The sequence below is a fragment of the Curtobacterium sp. MMLR14_006 genome (genome assembly GCF_001864985.1).
GTDB lineage: Bacteria > Actinomycetota > Actinomycetes > Actinomycetales > Microbacteriaceae > Curtobacterium.
On record NZ_MJGU01000012.1, the window covers coordinates 394,356 to 412,409 of the forward strand.

The 18,054-nt window shown below is 73.4% G+C and carries 20 protein-coding genes; 15 read left to right on the forward strand and 5 right to left on the reverse strand.

Annotated features, from left to right (window positions below; translation table 11 throughout):
- Positions 1-16: 16 nt before the first annotated feature.
- From BIU94_RS05410 to BIU94_RS05430, 5 genes are all read right to left on the reverse strand, one after another.
- The gene (locus BIU94_RS05410; RefSeq protein WP_071255102.1) at positions 17-940 is read right to left on the reverse strand and encodes a hypothetical protein; all 924 of its coding nucleotides are present in this window, start codon (positions 938-940) and stop codon (positions 17-19) included.
- A gap of 547 nt (positions 941-1,487) precedes the next feature.
- Positions 1,488-1,865: a flagellar assembly protein FliW gene (gene fliW, locus BIU94_RS05415; protein ID WP_071255104.1), complete on the reverse strand. Its 378-nt coding sequence runs from the start codon at positions 1,863-1,865 to the stop codon at positions 1,488-1,490.
- The gene (gene flgL, locus BIU94_RS05420) at positions 1,862-2,743 is read right to left on the reverse strand and encodes a flagellar hook-associated protein FlgL (protein ID WP_071256290.1); all 882 of its coding nucleotides are present in this window, start codon (positions 2,741-2,743) and stop codon (positions 1,862-1,864) included. The genes fliW and flgL overlap by 4 nt, the downstream gene beginning before the upstream one ends.
- 2 nt (positions 2,744-2,745) lie before the next feature.
- A complete protein-coding gene (gene flgK / locus BIU94_RS05425) occupies positions 2,746-4,167 on the reverse strand; it encodes a flagellar hook-associated protein FlgK (RefSeq protein ID WP_071255106.1) in 1,422 nt (473 codons plus the stop codon).
- Between the two features lie 4 nt (positions 4,168-4,171).
- Positions 4,172-4,657 carry a flagellar protein FlgN gene (locus BIU94_RS05430; RefSeq protein WP_071255108.1) on the reverse strand — a complete coding sequence of 162 codons (486 nt, stop codon included), beginning with the start codon at positions 4,655-4,657 and terminating at the stop codon, positions 4,172-4,174.
- Positions 4,658-5,116: 459 nt separating this feature from the next.
- On the opposite strand from BIU94_RS05430, the gene BIU94_RS05435 reads away from it, so the two are divergent.
- The 15 genes from BIU94_RS05435 (at position 5,117) to BIU94_RS05505 (ending at position 18,040) form a co-directional block, all read left to right on the forward strand.
- Entirely contained in the window at positions 5,117-5,935 is an 819-nt protein-coding gene (locus tag BIU94_RS05435; RefSeq protein WP_071255110.1) for a sigma-70 family RNA polymerase sigma factor, read from the forward strand.
- A gap of 119 nt (positions 5,936-6,054) precedes the next feature.
- The gene (locus tag BIU94_RS05440) at positions 6,055-6,912 is read left to right on the forward strand and encodes a flagellin (protein ID WP_071255112.1); all 858 of its coding nucleotides are present in this window, start codon (positions 6,055-6,057) and stop codon (positions 6,910-6,912) included.
- A 93-nt stretch (positions 6,913-7,005) separates the two neighbouring features.
- Positions 7,006-8,403 carry a flagellar filament capping protein FliD gene (fliD, locus tag BIU94_RS05445; protein WP_071255115.1) on the forward strand — a complete coding sequence of 466 codons (1,398 nt, stop codon included), beginning with the start codon at positions 7,006-7,008 and terminating at the stop codon, positions 8,401-8,403.
- Between the two features lie 10 nt (positions 8,404-8,413).
- A complete protein-coding gene (fliS, locus tag BIU94_RS05450) occupies positions 8,414-8,884 on the forward strand; it encodes a flagellar export chaperone FliS (RefSeq protein ID WP_083404599.1) in 471 nt (156 codons plus the stop codon).
- Complete coding sequence (locus BIU94_RS05455) at positions 8,874-9,188, forward strand: hypothetical protein (protein WP_071255120.1); 315 nt, start codon at positions 8,874-8,876, stop codon at positions 9,186-9,188. The genes fliS and BIU94_RS05455 overlap by 11 nt, the downstream gene beginning before the upstream one ends.
- Positions 9,189-9,635: 447 nt before the next feature.
- Positions 9,636-9,980 carry a flagellar basal body protein gene (locus BIU94_RS05460; protein ID WP_071255122.1) on the forward strand — a complete coding sequence of 115 codons (345 nt, stop codon included), beginning with the start codon at positions 9,636-9,638 and terminating at the stop codon, positions 9,978-9,980.
- The gene (locus BIU94_RS05465) at positions 9,977-10,372 is read left to right on the forward strand and encodes a flagellar basal body rod protein FlgC (RefSeq protein WP_071255124.1); all 396 of its coding nucleotides are present in this window, start codon (positions 9,977-9,979) and stop codon (positions 10,370-10,372) included. The genes BIU94_RS05460 and BIU94_RS05465 overlap by 4 nt, the downstream gene beginning before the upstream one ends.
- Positions 10,372-10,713 carry a flagellar hook-basal body complex protein FliE gene (gene fliE / locus BIU94_RS05470; protein ID WP_071255127.1) on the forward strand — a complete coding sequence of 114 codons (342 nt, stop codon included), beginning with the start codon at positions 10,372-10,374 and terminating at the stop codon, positions 10,711-10,713. Before BIU94_RS05465 ends, fliE begins: the two co-directional genes overlap by 1 nt.
- The gene (fliF, locus tag BIU94_RS05475) at positions 10,713-12,383 is read left to right on the forward strand and encodes a flagellar basal-body MS-ring/collar protein FliF (RefSeq protein WP_071255130.1); all 1,671 of its coding nucleotides are present in this window, start codon (positions 10,713-10,715) and stop codon (positions 12,381-12,383) included. Before fliE ends, fliF begins: the two co-directional genes overlap by 1 nt.
- Positions 12,380-13,429 (forward strand): flagellar motor switch protein FliG, encoded by a 1,050-nt coding sequence (fliG, locus tag BIU94_RS05480; protein WP_083404600.1) that lies wholly within the window; start codon positions 12,380-12,382, stop codon positions 13,427-13,429. Before fliF ends, fliG begins: the two co-directional genes overlap by 4 nt.
- Positions 13,422-14,060, forward strand: a complete 639-nt coding sequence (locus BIU94_RS05485; protein WP_071255134.1) for a hypothetical protein — start codon at positions 13,422-13,424, stop codon at positions 14,058-14,060. The genes fliG and BIU94_RS05485 overlap by 8 nt, the downstream gene beginning before the upstream one ends.
- A complete protein-coding gene (locus BIU94_RS05490) occupies positions 14,057-15,400 on the forward strand; it encodes a FliI/YscN family ATPase (protein WP_071255136.1) in 1,344 nt (447 codons plus the stop codon). The genes BIU94_RS05485 and BIU94_RS05490 overlap by 4 nt, the downstream gene beginning before the upstream one ends.
- Complete coding sequence (locus BIU94_RS05495; protein WP_071255138.1) at positions 15,400-15,831, forward strand: flagellar FliJ family protein; 432 nt, start codon at positions 15,400-15,402, stop codon at positions 15,829-15,831. The genes BIU94_RS05490 and BIU94_RS05495 overlap by 1 nt, the downstream gene beginning before the upstream one ends.
- Entirely contained in the window at positions 15,828-16,571 is a 744-nt protein-coding gene (locus BIU94_RS05500) for a C40 family peptidase (protein WP_071255140.1), read from the forward strand. The genes BIU94_RS05495 and BIU94_RS05500 overlap by 4 nt, the downstream gene beginning before the upstream one ends.
- Complete coding sequence (locus BIU94_RS05505) at positions 16,568-18,040, forward strand: flagellar hook-length control protein FliK (RefSeq protein WP_139195926.1); 1,473 nt, start codon at positions 16,568-16,570, stop codon at positions 18,038-18,040. Before BIU94_RS05500 ends, BIU94_RS05505 begins: the two co-directional genes overlap by 4 nt.
- Positions 18,041-18,054: the final 14 nt, after the last annotated feature.

An 18,054-nucleotide genomic window follows, 5' to 3' on the forward strand; every position in this document is an offset into this window, starting at 1 on the left:
GGCGGCTGGGTGTCCGTCATCGGCACGGCACCTCCGCTCGCCGCAGCGCCGTCCGGACCCGGTCGGCCGACAACACGTCCGTGAAGGAGAGCCGGACGACCGTCCGGACCTCGGGGAAGGAGCGGACGAAGTCCTCACGACGTTTCTCCTGCCAGTGCGCGTCCTCCACGGAGCGACCGCCGAGCATCGCGGGGTCCTCGTACTTCGCGCGGCCGTCGATCTCGACGACGACGCCCTGTGCCGGGAACCAGAAGTCGACGATCGCGCTCTGCGTGCCCGGGCGACGGAACGGGTGCTGTTGGACGTACTCCGGCGCTGCGAGTTCCCGGCACCGCACGCGGAACAGCGACTCAGCCGGCGATCCGGACAGGCCCGACCCCATGCCGATCGCTGTCGCTGCCTTCGTTCGGGCAGCGGTCAGGGTGGCGACTTCTCCGTCCAGGGCAGCGGCAGTCGTCTGTCGGTGCGCGAGGACGTGGTCGACTACCGGCAGGGCGACAGCGAGCGGCCGGGTCGCTGCGACGTCGACTGCGGTGCGTGGAGCGGTCGTGACGAGCACACCCGCCACGTCGAGCGCCGCGGACGGCGGTCTCGCGAGCACGCCGTGGCGGACGAACCAGCTGGACACCCGCGTGTGCGACGTGGTCGCGTCGAGGACGTGCACCTTCGGCGGGGGAGCACCGAGCATCGGGTAGCCGAGCACGGCCGCCGCAGACTGGTGGGACACCACGTCACCCGGACGGAGTCGGTGAAGTGCCGCACGCACCATGACGTGGTGCCGTTCGCCGGGTCGCAGCCCCGCGAGCGCGCCCGGACGGACGAGCACGCCGGGCCGGATGCGTTCGAGGACCCCGCGTCGGACGTCACGTTCGAGCGCCCGTCGTTCGGAGGGCGGCAAGCCGGTGGTCCGGATCAGTTCGATGTCGATGGCGCTGGTCACGACGCCAGCGTCGCTGAACGGGGCTCCGCTCGGGGTGCCTCGGCGCCGCTCTGTGGAGAGTCACGGCGACCAGCTGAGGTGTGCAGGAGTGGGGCCACCCGATGCGGGTGCACCAGTCGACAGGACACCAGGTGATCGGCGCGTGGTCTGTCGCCCGATGCGCGTGCAGCGGGTGCGTGGGCATGTTGCGACCAAGCACGTGACGATCGACCTGCGCATTGTCGCAAAGTGCGTGCTCACCGCTGCCAACCGCTGCTGCTGCCCGCCGCTGCCGCCCACCCACCCGCTGCCACCCGCCGCCGCTGCTCGGCGCCGTCGACTGCTGCTCAGCGCCGATCGTCGCCACTCCGGACCGCCGTTGCCGTCCGATGCAGGGGCATCAATCGACAAGACACGAGGTGATCGTCGCGTGTTCCGTCGCTCGATGCGCGTGCATCTGGTGCGTGTGCATGTTGCGACCGACCACGTGACGATCGACGCGCGGAACGTCGGAAAGTCGGTGCGAACCGAGCAGGCCCCCCAGCTGTCGTACCGCGTCGCCGAGCCCCTACGCCCGCGCGAGCTCCGCCCGCAGCGGCAGGTCGCTGTCCTCCAGGATGACCTGGGCGCCGGCGCCCGTGCGGGCGTTCACGACGATCGGTGCGAGCAGGTTCACGGTGGTGCCGGACGAGTCCGCGCCGCCGGGGTTCGCCACGACGAGCAGCATGGCGTCGGCGGGATCGGTCAGCGAGAGCCCCGCCGCCTGTTCGTCGGTGAGCTCCGGTGCGTAGGACGGCAGGTGCACCGCGGCGTCGAGCACGAACAAGCGCGAGGAGTCGCCGACGAGCGTGAACAGGCCCTCGGCGCCGTCGACCGGGGTCAGGGTGAAGACGTCGGCAGGGGCGAGGCCGAACGGCGGGACGGCGAAGGTCAGGGGGATGCTCATCGGAGGTAGTCCATCAGGGTCGGCTGCAGGACCTTCGCGGTGACGGCGAGGGCTGCCTGGTAGTTGGTCTGCTGCACCTGCAGGTCGAGCACGGCCTTGGCGAGGTCGACGTCCTCGATGCCGGAGCGGCGGCCCTCGAGGGCGACGGTCGCGGTCTTCAGCGAGTCCTGGGCGGCGAGGGCGGCGGCGTGCCGGACGCCGACGTCGGCCTGGGCGCCGCGCACGCTGCTCAGCGCGGCGTCGACGTCGTTGATGCGCGGGTTCACGTTGGTCCCGTTCTGCAGGTCGCTGACGATGGAGTCGATCATGCCGAACACGGACGTCGCACCGGTGCCGAACACGGCTTCGCCGGAGGTGTCGACGCGCACGGTGCTGCCGTCGCCGACACGTCGCGAGACGGCGGTGCCCGACGCCGCCCACCCCGTCGCGGGGTCGTACGCGGACGCGTCGGTCGACGACCCGGCGAAGACCGAGCGGGTGCCGTAGGTGGTGTTCGCGCGGGCCTCGAGGTCGGCGCGCAGGGACCGGAACTGCGTGACGAAGGCGTCGCGGTCGGTCTCGCTCATGGTGCCGGAGTTGGCGGCCTGCACGGTCAGGTCCCGCACGCGGTTGAGCGTCGAGTAGACGCTCGACAGGGCGCTGTCGGTCTGCGCGAGCCACCCGACGGCGTCGTCGGCGTTCCGCGTGTACTGCGCGGTGGCGGCCTGTTCCTTGCGGACCTGCATCGCCGACGCCGTGCCGCTCGGGTCGTCCGACGGCTTCTGGATCGCCTGCAGCGTCGTCGCCTGCTCGGTGAGCTGCGCGACGCGTGCGGCACCGGCCTGCAGCCGGTCCGCGGCCGCGGCCATCGACATCTGGGTGGTCACCCGGGTGATCACGATCACGCCCTCCCGACGAGTCCGGTGCGGTTGATGATGGTGTCGAGCATCTCGTCGACGGCCGTCAGGACACGTGCCGCGCCCTGGTAGGCGTGCTGGTAGGTCAGCAGGGCCACGTTCTCCTCGTCGAGGTCGACGCCGGCGCTCGACTGCTGCTGCGTGCGTGCGTTGGTCAGGGCGAGTCCGGTGAGCGTCGACTCCGTCGCGGCCGACCGGGAGGCGGTGCCCACCCCCGCCACGAACGTCGCCCAGGTGCGGTCGGCGCCGTCCGACGCCGCCCCGAGTCGCGAGAGCGCGTCGGCGAACGAGTCGTCGAGCTGCCCCGCCGCGTTCCGCGTCGCCAGGCCGCCGGCGTCGGTCGGCACGACGGTGAGGCCCTGCGCGGCGGGCCCCCCGGCGGTGATCGCGAAGAACGGGGCGCCGGTCGCGCCGTCCGGGGTGGTGCCGGTGGCGTGCACGGCGTTCACCGCGGCGGCGAGCTGTGTCGCGACGGCGTCGTACGCGGCCGAGGCCTCGGCCAGTGCACCGCCGGTCCCGCTGCCGGACGTCGGCGCGAGGACGGCGAGGGCGCCGCCGATCGAGCCGCCCGACAGCGCGACCGCGCCACCGGAGCCGGAGGTCCAGGACAGGGTCACGGCGGCGCCGTCGGCGAGCCGCGTCCCGCCGCCGAGCGCCACGGCACGGGCGTCGGTGCCCTGCACGAGCGGGTTGCCGCCGAGGAGCACGTCGACGGTCCCGTCGGCGTTCGTGCGGGTGGTCCCGCCGGCGAGCGTGGCGATCTGCTCGGTGAGCTGGTCGCGCTGGTCCATGAGCTCGTTCGCCGAGCCGCCGGAGGCGACGGCGGTGCGGATGCGCCCGTTCAGGTCGGCGACCTGCTTCGCCGCGTCGTTGAGCTGCGCGACCTGTCCGGTCACGGTCCCGCGGACCGAGGACCACTGCGCGTCGACGGCCTTCGACCCGGTCGCGAGCACGGAGGCGACCGTCGCGGCGGCGGCGAGCACGGTGCTGGCGGCTCCGGGGTCGTCCGGGTGGCTCGCGAGCTGCCCCCACGACGACCAGAACAGGTCGAGTTTCGCGCTCAGCCCGTCCGAGCCGGGCTCGTGCAGCCCGGTCTCCAGAGCGCTCAGGGCGCTCGCGCGGGCCCCGGCGTAGGCCGACGAGCCGGCGGCGACGCGGACGCCGGCGTCGAGGGTGAGCGAGGCGAGCCGGGCGATGCCGTCGACGGACACACCCTGTCCGGCGAGGGCGGCGGTGCCGCGCACGAAGCCGGTCTGCGGCGCCGGGACCGAGGTCTGGGTGATGCGCTGTCGCGTGTACCCGGCGGTGCCGGCGTTCGCGATGTTCTGCCCGGTGACGTCGAGTCCGGCGCGGGCGGCGGCGAGGCCGGAGTACGCGGTGGCGAGGGATCCGAAGGTGCTGACCACGGTGCTACAGGGTCCCCTCGAACAGGCGTGCGCCGTCGGTGCCGGAGCCCGACGAGCCGCTCGCGTCGTAGGTGGCTGCACCCGTCACGGTCCCGGCAAGGGTCTCCTCGGTGGCCTGGGCGGCGGTGCGCAGGAACCGGTCGTTCTCGTCGCGGAGGGCCGCGATCTGCGTCGTCAGCTCGACCATCGCGGCGAGGTGCGCGGCGAGGATCTCGCCCCACGGGCCGCTCGGTGCGGCGGCGACGACCTCGCGCAGGGGAGCGTCGGCGGGGACGCCCCACTCCTCGGCGACCTCGGCGCTCGACGCGGCGCGCTCGAGCCCGGTGCTGCGCAGACGGTCGAGGACCTGCTCGACCTCGCGGCTGGCGTGCGACACCCAACGGGACCGGTCGGCGGAGAGCAGCAGCTGCTCCTCCTCGAGCTTGAAGGTGAGCAGCTCGAGCAGTTCGCGTTCGCGCCAGAGCACGGCGGACAGGTCGTTCACGGTCATCAGCTCCTCCCAGGGTGCGGGTCTCGTCGTGGGCCGCAGGTCGGTCCGGGGTCGATCCCCGGTCCGTCATCCTGCGGACACCAGGACCTATCGACGCCCGTGGGCCGGCCGTAAGCGCGGGCCGCCGGAGTACACCCCGACACCGTCGTCACGGGGTACCGGTGCGACCACGACGGGGGACAAGAACGTCGGTTCTCCACCCGCTGTCCTCCCAAATGCCGACCGCTCGAAGGGTCCCGGACCCCCGCACTGGGGACGGTGCGGGACCTGTGCGGCCCGCGTCCACCCGATACATTCAGAAACGCACCGCGGGGGACACCCCGCACCGCGTGTCCCGAGCGCGGCGTGTACCACCCGGACGGATCCGGGGGGTTCTTCGGCGTACGCACCGGCCATCCGAGGCCGGCGTCCGTCGCGCCCAGGGACGGGTCGAACTCAGCAGCTCGATCGAGGGACAGCATGGACCGCACCGAACGCAACGCGATGATCGTGGAGCACCTGCCGCTCGTCGGCTACATCGTCGCCGACGTCCGCTCCCGTGCCACGCACCTGGACCGCGACGACCTCGCCGCCGTCGGTTCCCTCGCCCTCGTCGCCGCCGCGGACGCGTTCGACCCCACGCTCGGCGTGCCCTTCGGCGCGTACGCCCGCACCCGGGTCACCGGCGCGATCGCCGATGACATGCGCTCCGCCGACTGGGCGTCCCGCGGCACCCGGAAGCGGATCCGCGAGACGCTCGCCACGCAGGAGGCCCTGTCCGCACGGCTCGGCCGGAGCGTGGGCGTGCAGGAGATCGCCGACGCGATGGGCGTCGACCGGCAGGCAGCCGCCGACGCGATGAGCGACGCCGCGCGCACCGTCGCCCCGCTCGACGAGACCGTCCACGACCTCGTCGCCGCCGAGCTCCCGCTGCCCGGCGACGACCTGCTCGAGACCGAGAAGCGCCGCTACCTCGTCGCCGCCGTGCAGGCGCTGCCCGAGCGGATGCGCTTCATCGTCGAGGCCGTCTACTTCGGCGACCGGACCGTCACCGACGTCGCGACCGAGCTCGGCATCACGCACTCGGCCGTCTCGCAGCAGCGCTCCGAGGCGATGCGGCTGCTCCGCGACGGACTCTCCGCGCACTACGGCGACGGCGGCCCGGCCCCGGAGCACGCGTCGCGGACCACCGCGGCCCGGCGCAGCGCCTACCTGGCGCGCGTCGCGACGAACGCCGCCGCAGGGGTGGCCCGGGCCGTGCACGACGCGGCGTCCGGGCCGGCCGTGGCGGCCAGCTGAGACGTCGGCAGGAAGAAATCCCGCCGATCCCCTAACGACTCCCGGCGCCCGGTCGAGAGTCACCCATGTCAGCCCACGGACGGGCAGACGCACGACCCAGATTCACGGAGGAACACACCATGGGTATGTCCATCAACACCAACCTCTCGGCACTCAACACGTACCGGAACCTCAACGCGACGCAGAACGACCTGTCGAAGTCCCTCGAGAAGCTCTCGACCGGTCTCCGCATCAACCGTGCTGCCGACGACGCTGCCGGTCTGTCGATCTCCGAGGGGCTGAAGTCCCAGGTCGGTGGCCTCACGGTCGCCGCCCGCAACGCGCAGGACGGCATCTCCGTCGTGCAGACCGCTGAAGGTGGCCTCACCGAGACCCACTCGATCCTCCAGCGCATGCGCGACCTGGCCGTCCAGGCCGGCAACGACTCGAACAACGAGGACTCGCGGAAGGCGATCACGACCGAGGTGGGCCAGCTCCAGGAGGAGCTCCAGCGCATCTCGGACTCGACCAACTTCAACGGGATCAAGCTGCTCGACGGCAAGGCCGCCACCAGCAGCACCGTCGACGGCACCGGCAAGCTGACCTTCCAGGTCGGCGCGGACGGCACCGCCGCCAGCAAGATCGATGTCGACCTGACCGGTGCCGACGTCAGCAAGGTGGCGGGTGCGGTCAAGGACCTCGACCTGACCTCGGGTGACTCGGCCCGCACGGCGATCGGCACGATCGACGCGCAGATCAAGGCCGTCTCGGAGGCCCGTTCGAACCTCGGTGCGGTCCAGAACCGCTTCGACCACGCCATCAACGTGACGAACGTCGCCAAGGAGAACCTCACCGCTGCTGGTTCGCGCATCACCGACGTCGACATGGCGCAGGAGATGGTCAAGTACACGCGCGACAACATCCTGAGCCAGGCCGGCACCTCGATGCTCGCACAGGCGAACCAGAGCACGCAGGGCGTGCTCTCGCTCCTGCGCTAGCACCCCTGACGCCGCTCACCGGGACCGTTCGGGTGCCCCGGTGGGCGGCGTCGTCCGCATCCGACCGCCACCGCACACCGGCAGGAGCCATCGATGTCGTCCGTCTCCTCGGCGAACAGCCTGGCCATCGACGGCCTCGTCAGCGGGCTGAAGACCACCGACCTCATCAACTCGCTGATGAGCGTCGAGGCCGTCCCGCAGACGCTGCTGAAGTCGAAGCTCGCGAGCACGAACTCGTTCATCTCGTCGCTGCAGACGATCAACTCGCTCGTGCAGACCCTGGCGACCAGGGCCACCGCGGCCCAGAAGACGAGCTCGCTCGACGTCTTCACCGCGACGAGCTCGACGCCGACGGTCAGTGTCGTCGCGGGACCCACCGCGGCGAAGGGCTCGATCGACTTCACCGTCGGCACGACCGCCGCCGCGCAGGTCGGGGTGACCGCAGCGATGGCGACCTGGTCGTCCGCCGCCGAGCCGATCACGATCGTCGGCGCCGGCGGCAAGCAGACCACCGTCACGCCCGCCTCCGGGTCGCTCGACGACGCGGTCTCGGCCGTCAACGCAGCCGCCGCGGGGGTGACCGCGACCAAGGTGTCGGCCGGCACCGACGCCGACGGCACCAAGCTCTACCGCCTGCAGCTCACGTCGACGTCGACGGGTGCTGCCGGCGCGTTCTCGCTCTACCGCGGCAGCGGCGCGGACGTCACCGCCGGCACCGCGACGGACGTGTTCGCGCAGCCCGGGGCCGCCGTCGTCACGACCGCACGCGACGCGAGCGTGACGCTCTGGGCCGGCACCGCGGCGGCGCAGACCGTCACGAGCGCCACGAACACCTTCACCGGACTGCTCCCCGGCGTCGACGTCACGGTGACGAAGCCGTCGACGGACCCGGTGACGATCACGGTCGCGCAGGACACGACGAAGGCGCAGGCCGTGGCCTCCGGTCTCGTCGACGCGCTCAACGCGATCACGAGCTACTACGGCACGAACACCGCCGTGACGAGCACGACGAGTGCGACCACGGGCACGACGACCACGAAGGCCGGGGTGCTCACCGGCGACGCGACGACCCGCGACGTCGTGCAGCGTCTCACGAGCACCATGTCGGCGCCGATCGGCGGGAAGTCGCCGTCGTCCATCGGGATCGTCATCCAGAAGGACGGCACCTTCACATTCGACCCGGACGCCTTCCAGAAGGCCCTGGCCACCGACCCGCAGGGCACCCAGGCGGTGCTCTCCGGGGTGGCCGCGAACGTCGGCGCCGCCGCGACCACCGCGTCCGACAAGTACAACGGGTCGATCACGACCTCCATCACCGGCCAGCAGTCGATCGCAAAGGACCTCAACACCCAGATCGACAGCTGGTCCGACCGCTTGACCCGCCGTCGGGCGACCCTGCAGGCGCAGTACTCGGCCCTCGAGACGAGCCTCAGCAAACTCCAGTCCCAGTCCAGCTGGCTCACCAGCCAGCTGGCGTCGACGTCGAGCTGACGGGAACACCATGACCTTCGACCTCCAGGCCGCCGCGTTCCGCCAGGCCGCCCAGCCCCGCTCCGTGACCGACCAGCGCCGCGCCCAGTACACGAACGAGGCCGTGCTCTCCGCGACGCCGGCGCAGCTCGTCACGATGCTGTACGACCGGCTGCTGCTCGACCTGCACCGCGCCGAGGCCGCCCAGACCACCGCCGACTGGGAGGCCGCCCGCGAGCAGCTCCTGCACGCCCAGGCCATCGTCGGCGAGCTGTCCTCGACCCTGCGCATCGACGTGTGGGACGGCGGCGAGGGCCTGCTGGCGATCTACAACTACGCCTCGACCTCGCTCATCACGGCCAACGTGCACCGCGACGTGCAGGCGACACGCGACTGCATCCGCATCCTCGAGCCGCTCCGGCAGTCCTGGCACGAGGCCGCCGCCTCGCTGCCGGCCACCGCAGCACCGCAGGCGACCGGCGGGGCGCTCGGTGTCGCCTGACCCCGTCACCGACCGCGCCGCATGGGAGGACCTGCTCGCCTCCCTGGAGCAGGACGCGGCCGGGCAGACGGCTGGCCCCGTGGCCGGCGCGACGGTCGTGACCGACTGGTCGGAGCCGACCGGGCTGGGACCGATCCCGCGTGACCTGGTGGGGCGGGCCTCCCGACTGCTCGCGGCGCAACGCGACCGACTGGCCGTGCTCGAGGCCGACCGGCGGGCGACGCTCGAGCACCTCGGTGCGCTCCGCGCCGTCGACGCGACGCGGGAGCCCCGCGGATCCGTGTACCTCGACGCCTCGGCCTGACCGCTCCGCCGCGACACCGTCGACGTCGCGCGACAGCGACTTCGTCGTCGGACAGCGCTCGTCCGGCGCCGTCCGGCACCCCGCGCTCGGTACGGCAACCGGGAGCGCGACACCGTCGACGTCGTCGGACAGCGATCTCGTCGTGCGACAGCGCGCGGCCGACGCCCGCCGGACGTGCGCGACAAGACCGACGTCGTGCGACAACGATCTCGTCGCACCACAGCGACGGCAACGGCGACCCCGACCCAGCCCCCCGACCGAGCCCCCCGACCCGCACCCCCGACCCGCACCCACCCCCGTTCGGGGCGACGCCTAACGCGGCACTCGACGGTCTCCGATAGCGCCCTCCGAGCACGGATCGCTCACCAGTTCGGCCACGGATCGGCCACCACCGCACGGCGACGTCGCACCACTCCCGCGACGCGCCATGACGAGGGGACCACTCCCGTGTTCGATTCCGTGACGAGCGTCGCGCTGCAGAGCGCACTCGACGGCCTGTCGATGCGCCAGCGCGTGATCGCGAACAACATCGCGAACATCAACACCCCCGGCTACCACGCCGAGAAGGTCCGGTTCGAGGACACCCTGGCGCAGTCGATCGTCGACGGTGACGGCCACGTCGCCCCGACCACCACGCGGAGCCTCGAGCCGACGAACACGAACGGCAACAACGTCGACCTCGACGAGGAGACGCTGTCGAACGTCGACACGGTGCTGCGGTACCAGTTCGCGACGCAGGCGGTCGGTGGCGAGGCCACGGCCCTGCGTGCGGCGATGCGGACGAACTCGTGACGACCTTCGACGCGATCGGCATCGCGAGCACCGGTCTGACCGTGCACCGGAAGTGGCTCGACGCGATCTCCGACAACATCGCCAACGCCAACACGGTGAAGTCGATGGACGACACCGCGTTCCAGGCCCGCTACGTCGAGGTCCAGGAGGGCAACGGCGTCTCCGGCGCGTACGTGAAGGGCGCCGCGTTCGGCAGCGCCGCCGGCCGCGTGACCTACGACCCGGACAACCCGCTCGCGAACGACGAGGGCTACGTCCGCATGCCGGACATCGACCTCGGCACGCAGATGGCGGACCTCATCATGGCCCAGCGCGGCTACCAGGCGAACGCCGCCGTGGTCGACCGTGCGAAGACCGCCTACGAGGCGGCCCTGCAGATCGGGAAGAACTGATGCCCATCGACGCCGTGAACGGTGTGACCACCAACGCGATGACGAACGCCCTGACCAGCGTCTCCGGCACGTCGAGCGACAGCGCGACGACCGGCGCGGCCGGCGCGACCGGCACCGGCGGCAGCGGCTTCGCCGCGAGCCTGACCGGTGCCGTCGACGGGCTGCAGGCGCTGCAGTCCGACTCGAAGACGCTGGCGCTCAAGGCCGTCACCGGCAACCTCGACGACATCCACGACGCGACCATCGCCGCCACCCGCGCGCAGGTCACGCTCGAGCTCGTCGCCGCCGTCCGCAACAAGGGCGTGGACGCGTTCAACGAGATCATGAGGATGCAGGCCTGATGCCCGTCGCCGTCAAGAACGTGCTCGCGCGCCTCGGCGCCTACGTCAAGGGCTTCTCCGCCGCGCAGCGCACCATCGCGATCCTCGTCGTCGCGGCCCTCGTGCTCGGCGGGATCGCCCTGGCGTCGTGGCTCGGCAAGGCGTCCTACGCGCCGCTGTTCACCGGGCTCGCCGCCGCCGACGCCAGCTCGATCACGGACCAGCTGCAGACCGACGGTGTGCCGTTCCAGCTCACCGACGGCGGGGCCACGATCCTCGTGCCGCAGGCGCAGGTGTACTCGGAGCGCCTCAAGGCCGCGTCGAACGGCCTGCCGTCGTCGAACGAGGGCGGGTACTCGCTGCTCGACCAGATGGGCGTGACGAGCTCGGAGTTCCAGCAGGACGTCACGTACAAGCGCGCGATCGAGGGCGAACTCGCCAAGACCATCGGCGCGATGGACGGCGTGCAGACGGCGACCGTGCAGCTCGCGATCCCGGAGAAGTCCGTGTTCGTGTCCGAGGAGAAGGACCCGACGGCGTCGGTGTTCATCGCTCCGGAGAACGGCACGCAGCTGACGAGCGACCAGGTGCAGGCCATCGTGCACCTGACGAGCGCCGCGGTCGAGGGCATGCAGCCCACCGACGTGTCCGTCGTCGACGCGAAGGGCCAGACGCTCTCCGCCGTCGGCACCGGCGCGACCGGCAGCGGCGCCGACCAGGCCGCCGACTACGACGCCGCGACGAGCAAGAAGATCCAGGACCAGCTCGACACCACGCTCGGCGTCGGGAACGCCAGCGTCGTCGTGTCCGCGACGATGAACCAGGAGTCCGGCACCCGCACGTCGGAGAGCTACGCGACGCCGACCTCGGGTCCGGTCGCGCTCAACGAGTCGAGCTCGACCGAGGAGTACGGCGCCGGGTCCGGCGCCGGCCGCGGGGCGACGGGCGTGCTCGGACCGGACAACATCGCCGTCCCGAACGGCGACGGCGCCGACGGCACCGGCGACGACGGCTACACGAACGAGTCGGCGACGAAGAACAACGCCGTCGACCACACCACCGAGACCACGCAGATCCCGGCGGGCGCGCTCAGCCGGCAGACCATCTCGGTCGCGCTCAACGCGAAGGCCGACGCCGTGCAGAACGCGAACCTGCAGAGCATCAACGACATGGTGGCCGCCGCTGCCGGCGTCGACCCCGCCCGGGGCGACCAGGTGAAGGTCGCGATGATGGACTTCGACACCAGCGCGAAGGACGAGGCCGCCAAGGCGCTCGAGGCGCAGCAGCAGGCCGACCAGCAGGAGGCCCTCTGGTCGACCATCCGCACGGCGGCGATCGTCATCGGCGTCATCCTCGCGGTCATCGCGCTCGGCGTGGTGCTCGCCCGCCGCAGCCGCAAGCAGGAGCGCGAGGCAGTCGACCTCGGCGAGCTCGACGCCTTCGCCGGCGAGACCTTCCAGCTGCCCCTCGCGGTCGACGGTGCGCCGGACCTCGCGACGCTCGGCGCCGGGGACGCCCCGACGGCCGTCCTCTCCGCGATGCCCGCGGGCGACGCCCCGACCGAGGTGCTCCGCACCGAGGACATCACCGCCGAGCGCCGCCGCCAGGACATCTCCGCCCTCGCCGAGCGCGACCCGAAGCGCACGGCCGAGCTCCTCCGCGGGCTCCTCGACGACCGGGCGGGCGTGTGAGCCTCGTCCCGATCGGCGGCGGCTCCGGCCCGCAGGCCGAGCGCACGCTCTCCGGCGCCCAGAAGGTCGCCCTCATCCTCATGCAGATGGAGACCGACCGGGCCGCCGAGGTGATGAAGCAGTTCACCGAGATGGAGGCCGAGGAGATCTCGGCCGAGATCGTCCGGATGCGCCGCGTCGACGACAGCGTCGTCGACCAGACGATGTCCGAGTTCCACCGACTCACGACGAGCGGCCGGATGCAGAAGCGCGGCGGCAAGGACACCGCGCTCGGGTTGCTCGAGGCGTCCTTCGGTGCCGAGCGCGCCGCAGGCGTCATGGACCGGCTCGCCTCGAACCTGGCCGGCCAGTCCTTCGACTTCCTCGACGACGCCGAGCCCGGCCAGGTCATCAGCCTGCTCGAGGGCGAGCTGCCGCAGACCATCGCGCTGGTCCTGGCGCACCTCGCGCCCGGACAGGCCAGTGCCGTGCTCGCCGGCGTCGACGACCGGGTCCGGACCGACGTCGCGCAGGCGTTCGCGACCATGGGCAGCGCCACCCCGGAGGCCGTCGCGATCGTCGCCGGGGTGCTCCGGCAGCGCGCCGGCGCCGTCGTGTCGCCGCGCGAGAGCGTCGAGGTCGTCGGGGGCATCGCGCCGCTCGTCGACATCATCAACCGCTCCGACGTCGCCACCGAGAAGGCCGTGCTCGACGGGCTCGAGGCCCGCGACCCGGAACTCGCCGAGGACATCCGCTCGCGCATGCTCACCTTCGAGGACATCGTCAAGCTCGAGGCCCGCGACATCCAGCAGGTCCTGCGCGGCATCGACTCGAAGCTCCTCGCCACCGCGATGAAGGGCGCCGCCGGCCCGGTCGTCGAGACCATCCGCGCGAACGTCTCCGAACGCAACCGCTCGCTCCTCGACGACGAGCTGCAGGCCATGGGGCCGGTCCGTGTCTCGCAGGTCGAGGAAGCGCGCGCCGAGGTCGTCCGTTCCGTGCGCGAGCTCGAGGCCCAGGGCGTCGTGACCGTGCACCGCGCCGAGGAGGACGAGCTCGTTGACTGACACCACGACCGTGCAGCGCGTCGCCTTCCCGGTGATCGGGGACCCGGCCGGCCGCGAACGCGCCACGAGTGCGGACGTGCGCGGCCACGCCGCCGGGTACACCGCCGGGTTGCGCGCCGCGCAGGCCGAGACCGACGCGCTGCGCGCGCGGCTCGAGGCCGAGCACGCCAGCCGGGTCGCCGCGCTGCAGGCGGACACCGCCCGCCGCGTCGCCGTCCTCGACGCCGCGGCGACCGCGCTGCTGTCCCGCGTCGCACCCGTCCTCGACGACGCCGAGGCGTCCGTCGCCAGCGCGGCCCTCGACCTGGCCGAGGCCGTCGTCGGGTACGCGATCCGTGCCTCCCGGCCCGCCGACACGACGGGTGACGGCGAGGAGGCGGGGATCGCCGCCGGCGCGCTCGCCACCGTCGAGCGGGCGCTCGCGTCCGTCGACCGCACGGTCGCCGTCGCGGTCCGGCTGAGCGTCGGCGACGCGGCCCGCGTGGCCGACCTCGACCTGCCGGTCCCGGTCGTCGCCGACCCGGCGCTGCACGACGGCGACGCCGTCGTCGACCTGCCGGACGGACTGCTCGACGCGCGGATCGCGACGGCGCTCGACCGCGCCCGCACCGCACTGGAGGGCGACCGGTGACCGCGACCCTGCTCCGTCCCCGCGGCCTCGACGACGCCGTCCGCCTCGCCGCCCCGCAGCGGGTCGGCGTCGTGACGAGCGCCGTCGGCCTCGGCCTGACCGTCGCGGGCCTCGAGGCCTCCGTCGGCGAGGTCGTGCTCGTCGGGCCGGAGGACGGCGAGCAGACCGCCGTCGAGGTCGTCGCCACCGACGGTTCCGGCGTGCGTTGCATGCCCCTCGGTCGGCTGACCGGCGTCACCACCGGCACCCCGGCGCGCCCGACCGGCCGCCCCGTGCTCGTGCCGACCGGCGCCGGACTGTTCGGCCGGGTGCTCGACGGCCTCGGCCGACCGATCGACGGCCGCGGGCCGCTGACGGCTCCGGACGGCGGGCCGGTCGCGCTCGTGCCGCTCGACCACGCCACCCCGGACGCGATGGCCCGCACCCGCATCGACACCCCGATGCAGCTCGGCGTCCGCGTGCTCGACACCCTGACCACGGTCGGTCGCGGACAGCGCATGGGCCTGTTCGCCGGCTCCGGCGTCGGCAAGTCGTCGCTGCTGTCGATGATCGCGCGGGGGAGCGACGCGGCCGTCAACGTCATCGCGCTCGTCGGCGAGCGCGGTCGCGAGGTCCGCGAGTTCCTCGAGGACGACCTCGGCGCCGAGGGGCTCGCCCGCTCGATCGTCGTCGTCTCGACCTCGGACGAGCCGGCCCTCATGCGCCTGCGCGCCGCGTTCGTCGCGACCCGGATCGCCGAGTCGTTCCGCGACGCCGGCCAGGACGTCGTGCTCATGATGGACTCGCTCACCCGCGTCGCGATGGCGCAGCGCGAGATCGGCCTGTCGGTGAGGGAGCCGCCGGCAACCCGGGGCTACCCGCCGTCGACCTTCTCGGTGCTCGCCGGGCTGCTCGAACGCGCCGGGACGGACCGGGTCGGCAGCATCACGGGCATGTACACGGTGCTCGTCGACGGCGACGACCACAACGAACCGATCGCGGACGCGGCCCGCAGCATCCTCGACGGGCACGTCGTGCTCGACCGCAAGCTCGCGATCACCGGGCACTTCCCGTCGGTCGACGCCCTCGGGTCGGTCTCGCGCGTCGCGTCGAAGGTCACCGACCCGGCGCAGCGCGCCGCCGCGACGACGCTCCGGAAGGTCATGGCCGCGCGCCGCGCCGCCCAGGACCTGCTCGACGTCGGCGCCTACCAGCGCGGGACGAACCCCCTCGTGGACGCAGCGGTCGACCACCAGGGCGCGATCGACGCGTTCCTGCAGCAGGGCATGGACGAGCGGGCCACGGCGGCGTCGTCGTGGCAGCGGCTCGGCGGCCTCGTGCAGCAGCTGGGGGTGGCGTGATGGCCCGCCGCTTCCCGCTCGCCGGACTCCTGCGCCTGCGGCACGCCGAACAGGACCGTGCCGCGGCGTCCCTCGCCACCGCGAACGAGCGGGTGCGCGACGCCGCCGACGCCCGGATCGCCGCCCGTCGCAGCCTGGCGGACACCGAGGGCACGCAGCCGATCCAGGACGCCGCGACCCTGAGCGCCGTCGCCGCGGCCCGCGCCGCGACCCGGGGGATGCTCGAGGAGCTCGACGCCGTCGTCCGCACCCGTCAGGCCGACGCCGACCGCGCCCAGGAGGCGTACACCGCTGCCCGCCGGGCCGCGGTCGGCCTCGAGAAGCTCGAGGGCAAGCACGTCGAACAGCAGGCAGCCGAGGAGCTCCGCGTCGAGCAGGACGCCCTCGACGAGATCGCGGCACGCCGCCGCACGGAAGGTGGTGCCCGGTGAGCGTCGAGGCCGTGCTCTCCCGGATCTCCGAGATCCGGTCCCAGATCGACTCCCTGCGGGGCACGCAGGCCGTCGCGCCGTCCTCGACCGCCGGGTCGGCGTCCACCGCCGCGTCGTCGAGCGCCTTCGCCGACGCGCTGGCGACCGCGACCGACGGCGGGACCGGCGCGGGCGTCGGGTCGACCTCGACGGGTACGGCCGCCGCCACCGCGACCCCGGCGACATCGGTCGACGCGGGGAAGGACACCCTGGCCACCGGCAGCGGCGCCACCGGCTCCGACGTGGTGGCCGACGCGAAGAAGTACCTCGGCGTGCCGTACGTGTTCGGCGGCACGACCACGTCGGGGATGGACTGCTCGGGCCTCGTGCAGACGGTCTTCAAGGACCTCGGTGTCACGATGCCCCGGGTCGTGCCGGACCAGGCACGGATGGGCGTCGAGGTCGGCTCCCTGCGCGACGCGCAGCCCGGCGACCTCATCGTGCCGAAGGGGGAGCAGCACATCGTCATCTACGTCGGCGACGGCAAGGTGCTGCACGCGCCGCGCCCCGGCAAGGACGTCCGGATCGTCGACAACTGGTACTCCGACGCCGACATCGCGACCATCCGCCGCATCGTCCCCGCACAGCCGTCCGCCGCGACGGCAGCGACCGCAGCGACCGCGGGCACCGCGGCGCGGAGCGCCACCGACCTGCAGACCGCCGCGCTGCTGTCCATGATGCAGTCCGGGAGCGCCGCATGAGCATGACCATCAGCACCCAGCCCGCCGCGCCGGCCCCCACCGGCGTCGGACGACCGACGGTGGACCCGGCGGACGGCGGCTCGTTCGACGCCGCGCTGTCCGCGGCCGTGGCGACCGACCGCCGCGGTGCCGACCACGGCGCCGACCGCAGGGGCGACCGCGCCGCGGGCCGCGCCGCGCAGCCGACGACGGGCCGCGACGACACCGCTCCGGACCCCGACGGCGTCGACCCGGGGGCGGTGCCGCCGGTGCCGCCGCTGGCGCTGGTGCCCGTCGCGCTCGTCCCCGTCCTGTCGGCGTCCGCCTCGGCCGAGGTCACCGCGGACACGCTCGCGACGACGACTGCGCCCTCGCCGGCGTCGACCGCTCCCGCGGCGCTCCTGCCGACGTCGGACGAGTCGACGGACGAGTCGACGGACGCTTCGACTGCCTCGTCGACCGACCCGTCGACCGCGGCCGGAGCCCTCCGCGCGGCGGAGCCGGCCGTGACCGCCGCCGCCCCGTCGACCACGGCCCAGGCCCGTCCCGCCGACCCGACGACCGCTGCGGCTGCGGCTCCGGCTCCGGCCGTGGCCGTCGGTGCAGCGGCACCGGCGTCGGCACCGGCGCCGACACCGGCGCCGGCCCCGACACCCATCGGCGGCGCGGTGCCCACGGCCGCCGACGTGCCCGCCGCACCGGCTGCACCCGCCGACGAGGCAGTGGCGTCGACCGTCCCCGCGGTCACCCCGGACCGGCTCGGCGTCGGTAGCGGTGTGCCCACCGCCACGGTGACCACGGTCGCTGCCGCCGGCGCCGTCCCCACCCGGCCGACGACCCCCGCGGTCGTGCCCGACACCGCCGGAGCGACCCCGTCCTCCGCACCCGCCACCACCACCGGTCCCGTCGTCGCACCGGCAGCCGACGCTGCCGACGCGAACGGCGCCCGGACCGGCTCCGAGGACCAGCCGCAGCGGTCGACGGCGGGCGACCAGGGCCTCCCGGCCGTCCCCACCGCCCGCGCTGCCGCGACCACCGTCGCGTCGTCCGCCGCACCCGCGCCGGCCGCGACCTCCGCGCCGGTCGCGCAGCAGCTCGCCCGACCGGTCTTCTCGCTCGCCCAGGCCGGGCCGGGCGAGCACGTCGTGACGGTGCAGCTCACGCCGGACGCCCTCGGACCGGTCACGGTCCGCGCCCACGTCACCACCCACGGCATGCACGTCGAGCTGTTCGCCGCCTCGGACGCGGGCCGCGACGCGGTCCGGCAGGTCCTGCCCGACCTGCGCCGCGACGCCGCCGGCAGCGGGGCCGCCACCACGCTCGACCTGTCGTCGCAGAACCACCCCGACACGTCCCCGGGTCGCGACCAGCGCCCGGCCGCCGGCCCGCCGCGTGCGGAGACCGGCCTGGAGGCACGGCCCACCCCGCGCACCCAGCCCACCACCACGACCCCCAGCGTCCGCACCGCGGGACTCGACGTCCTCGCCTGACCGGCCCACGAACG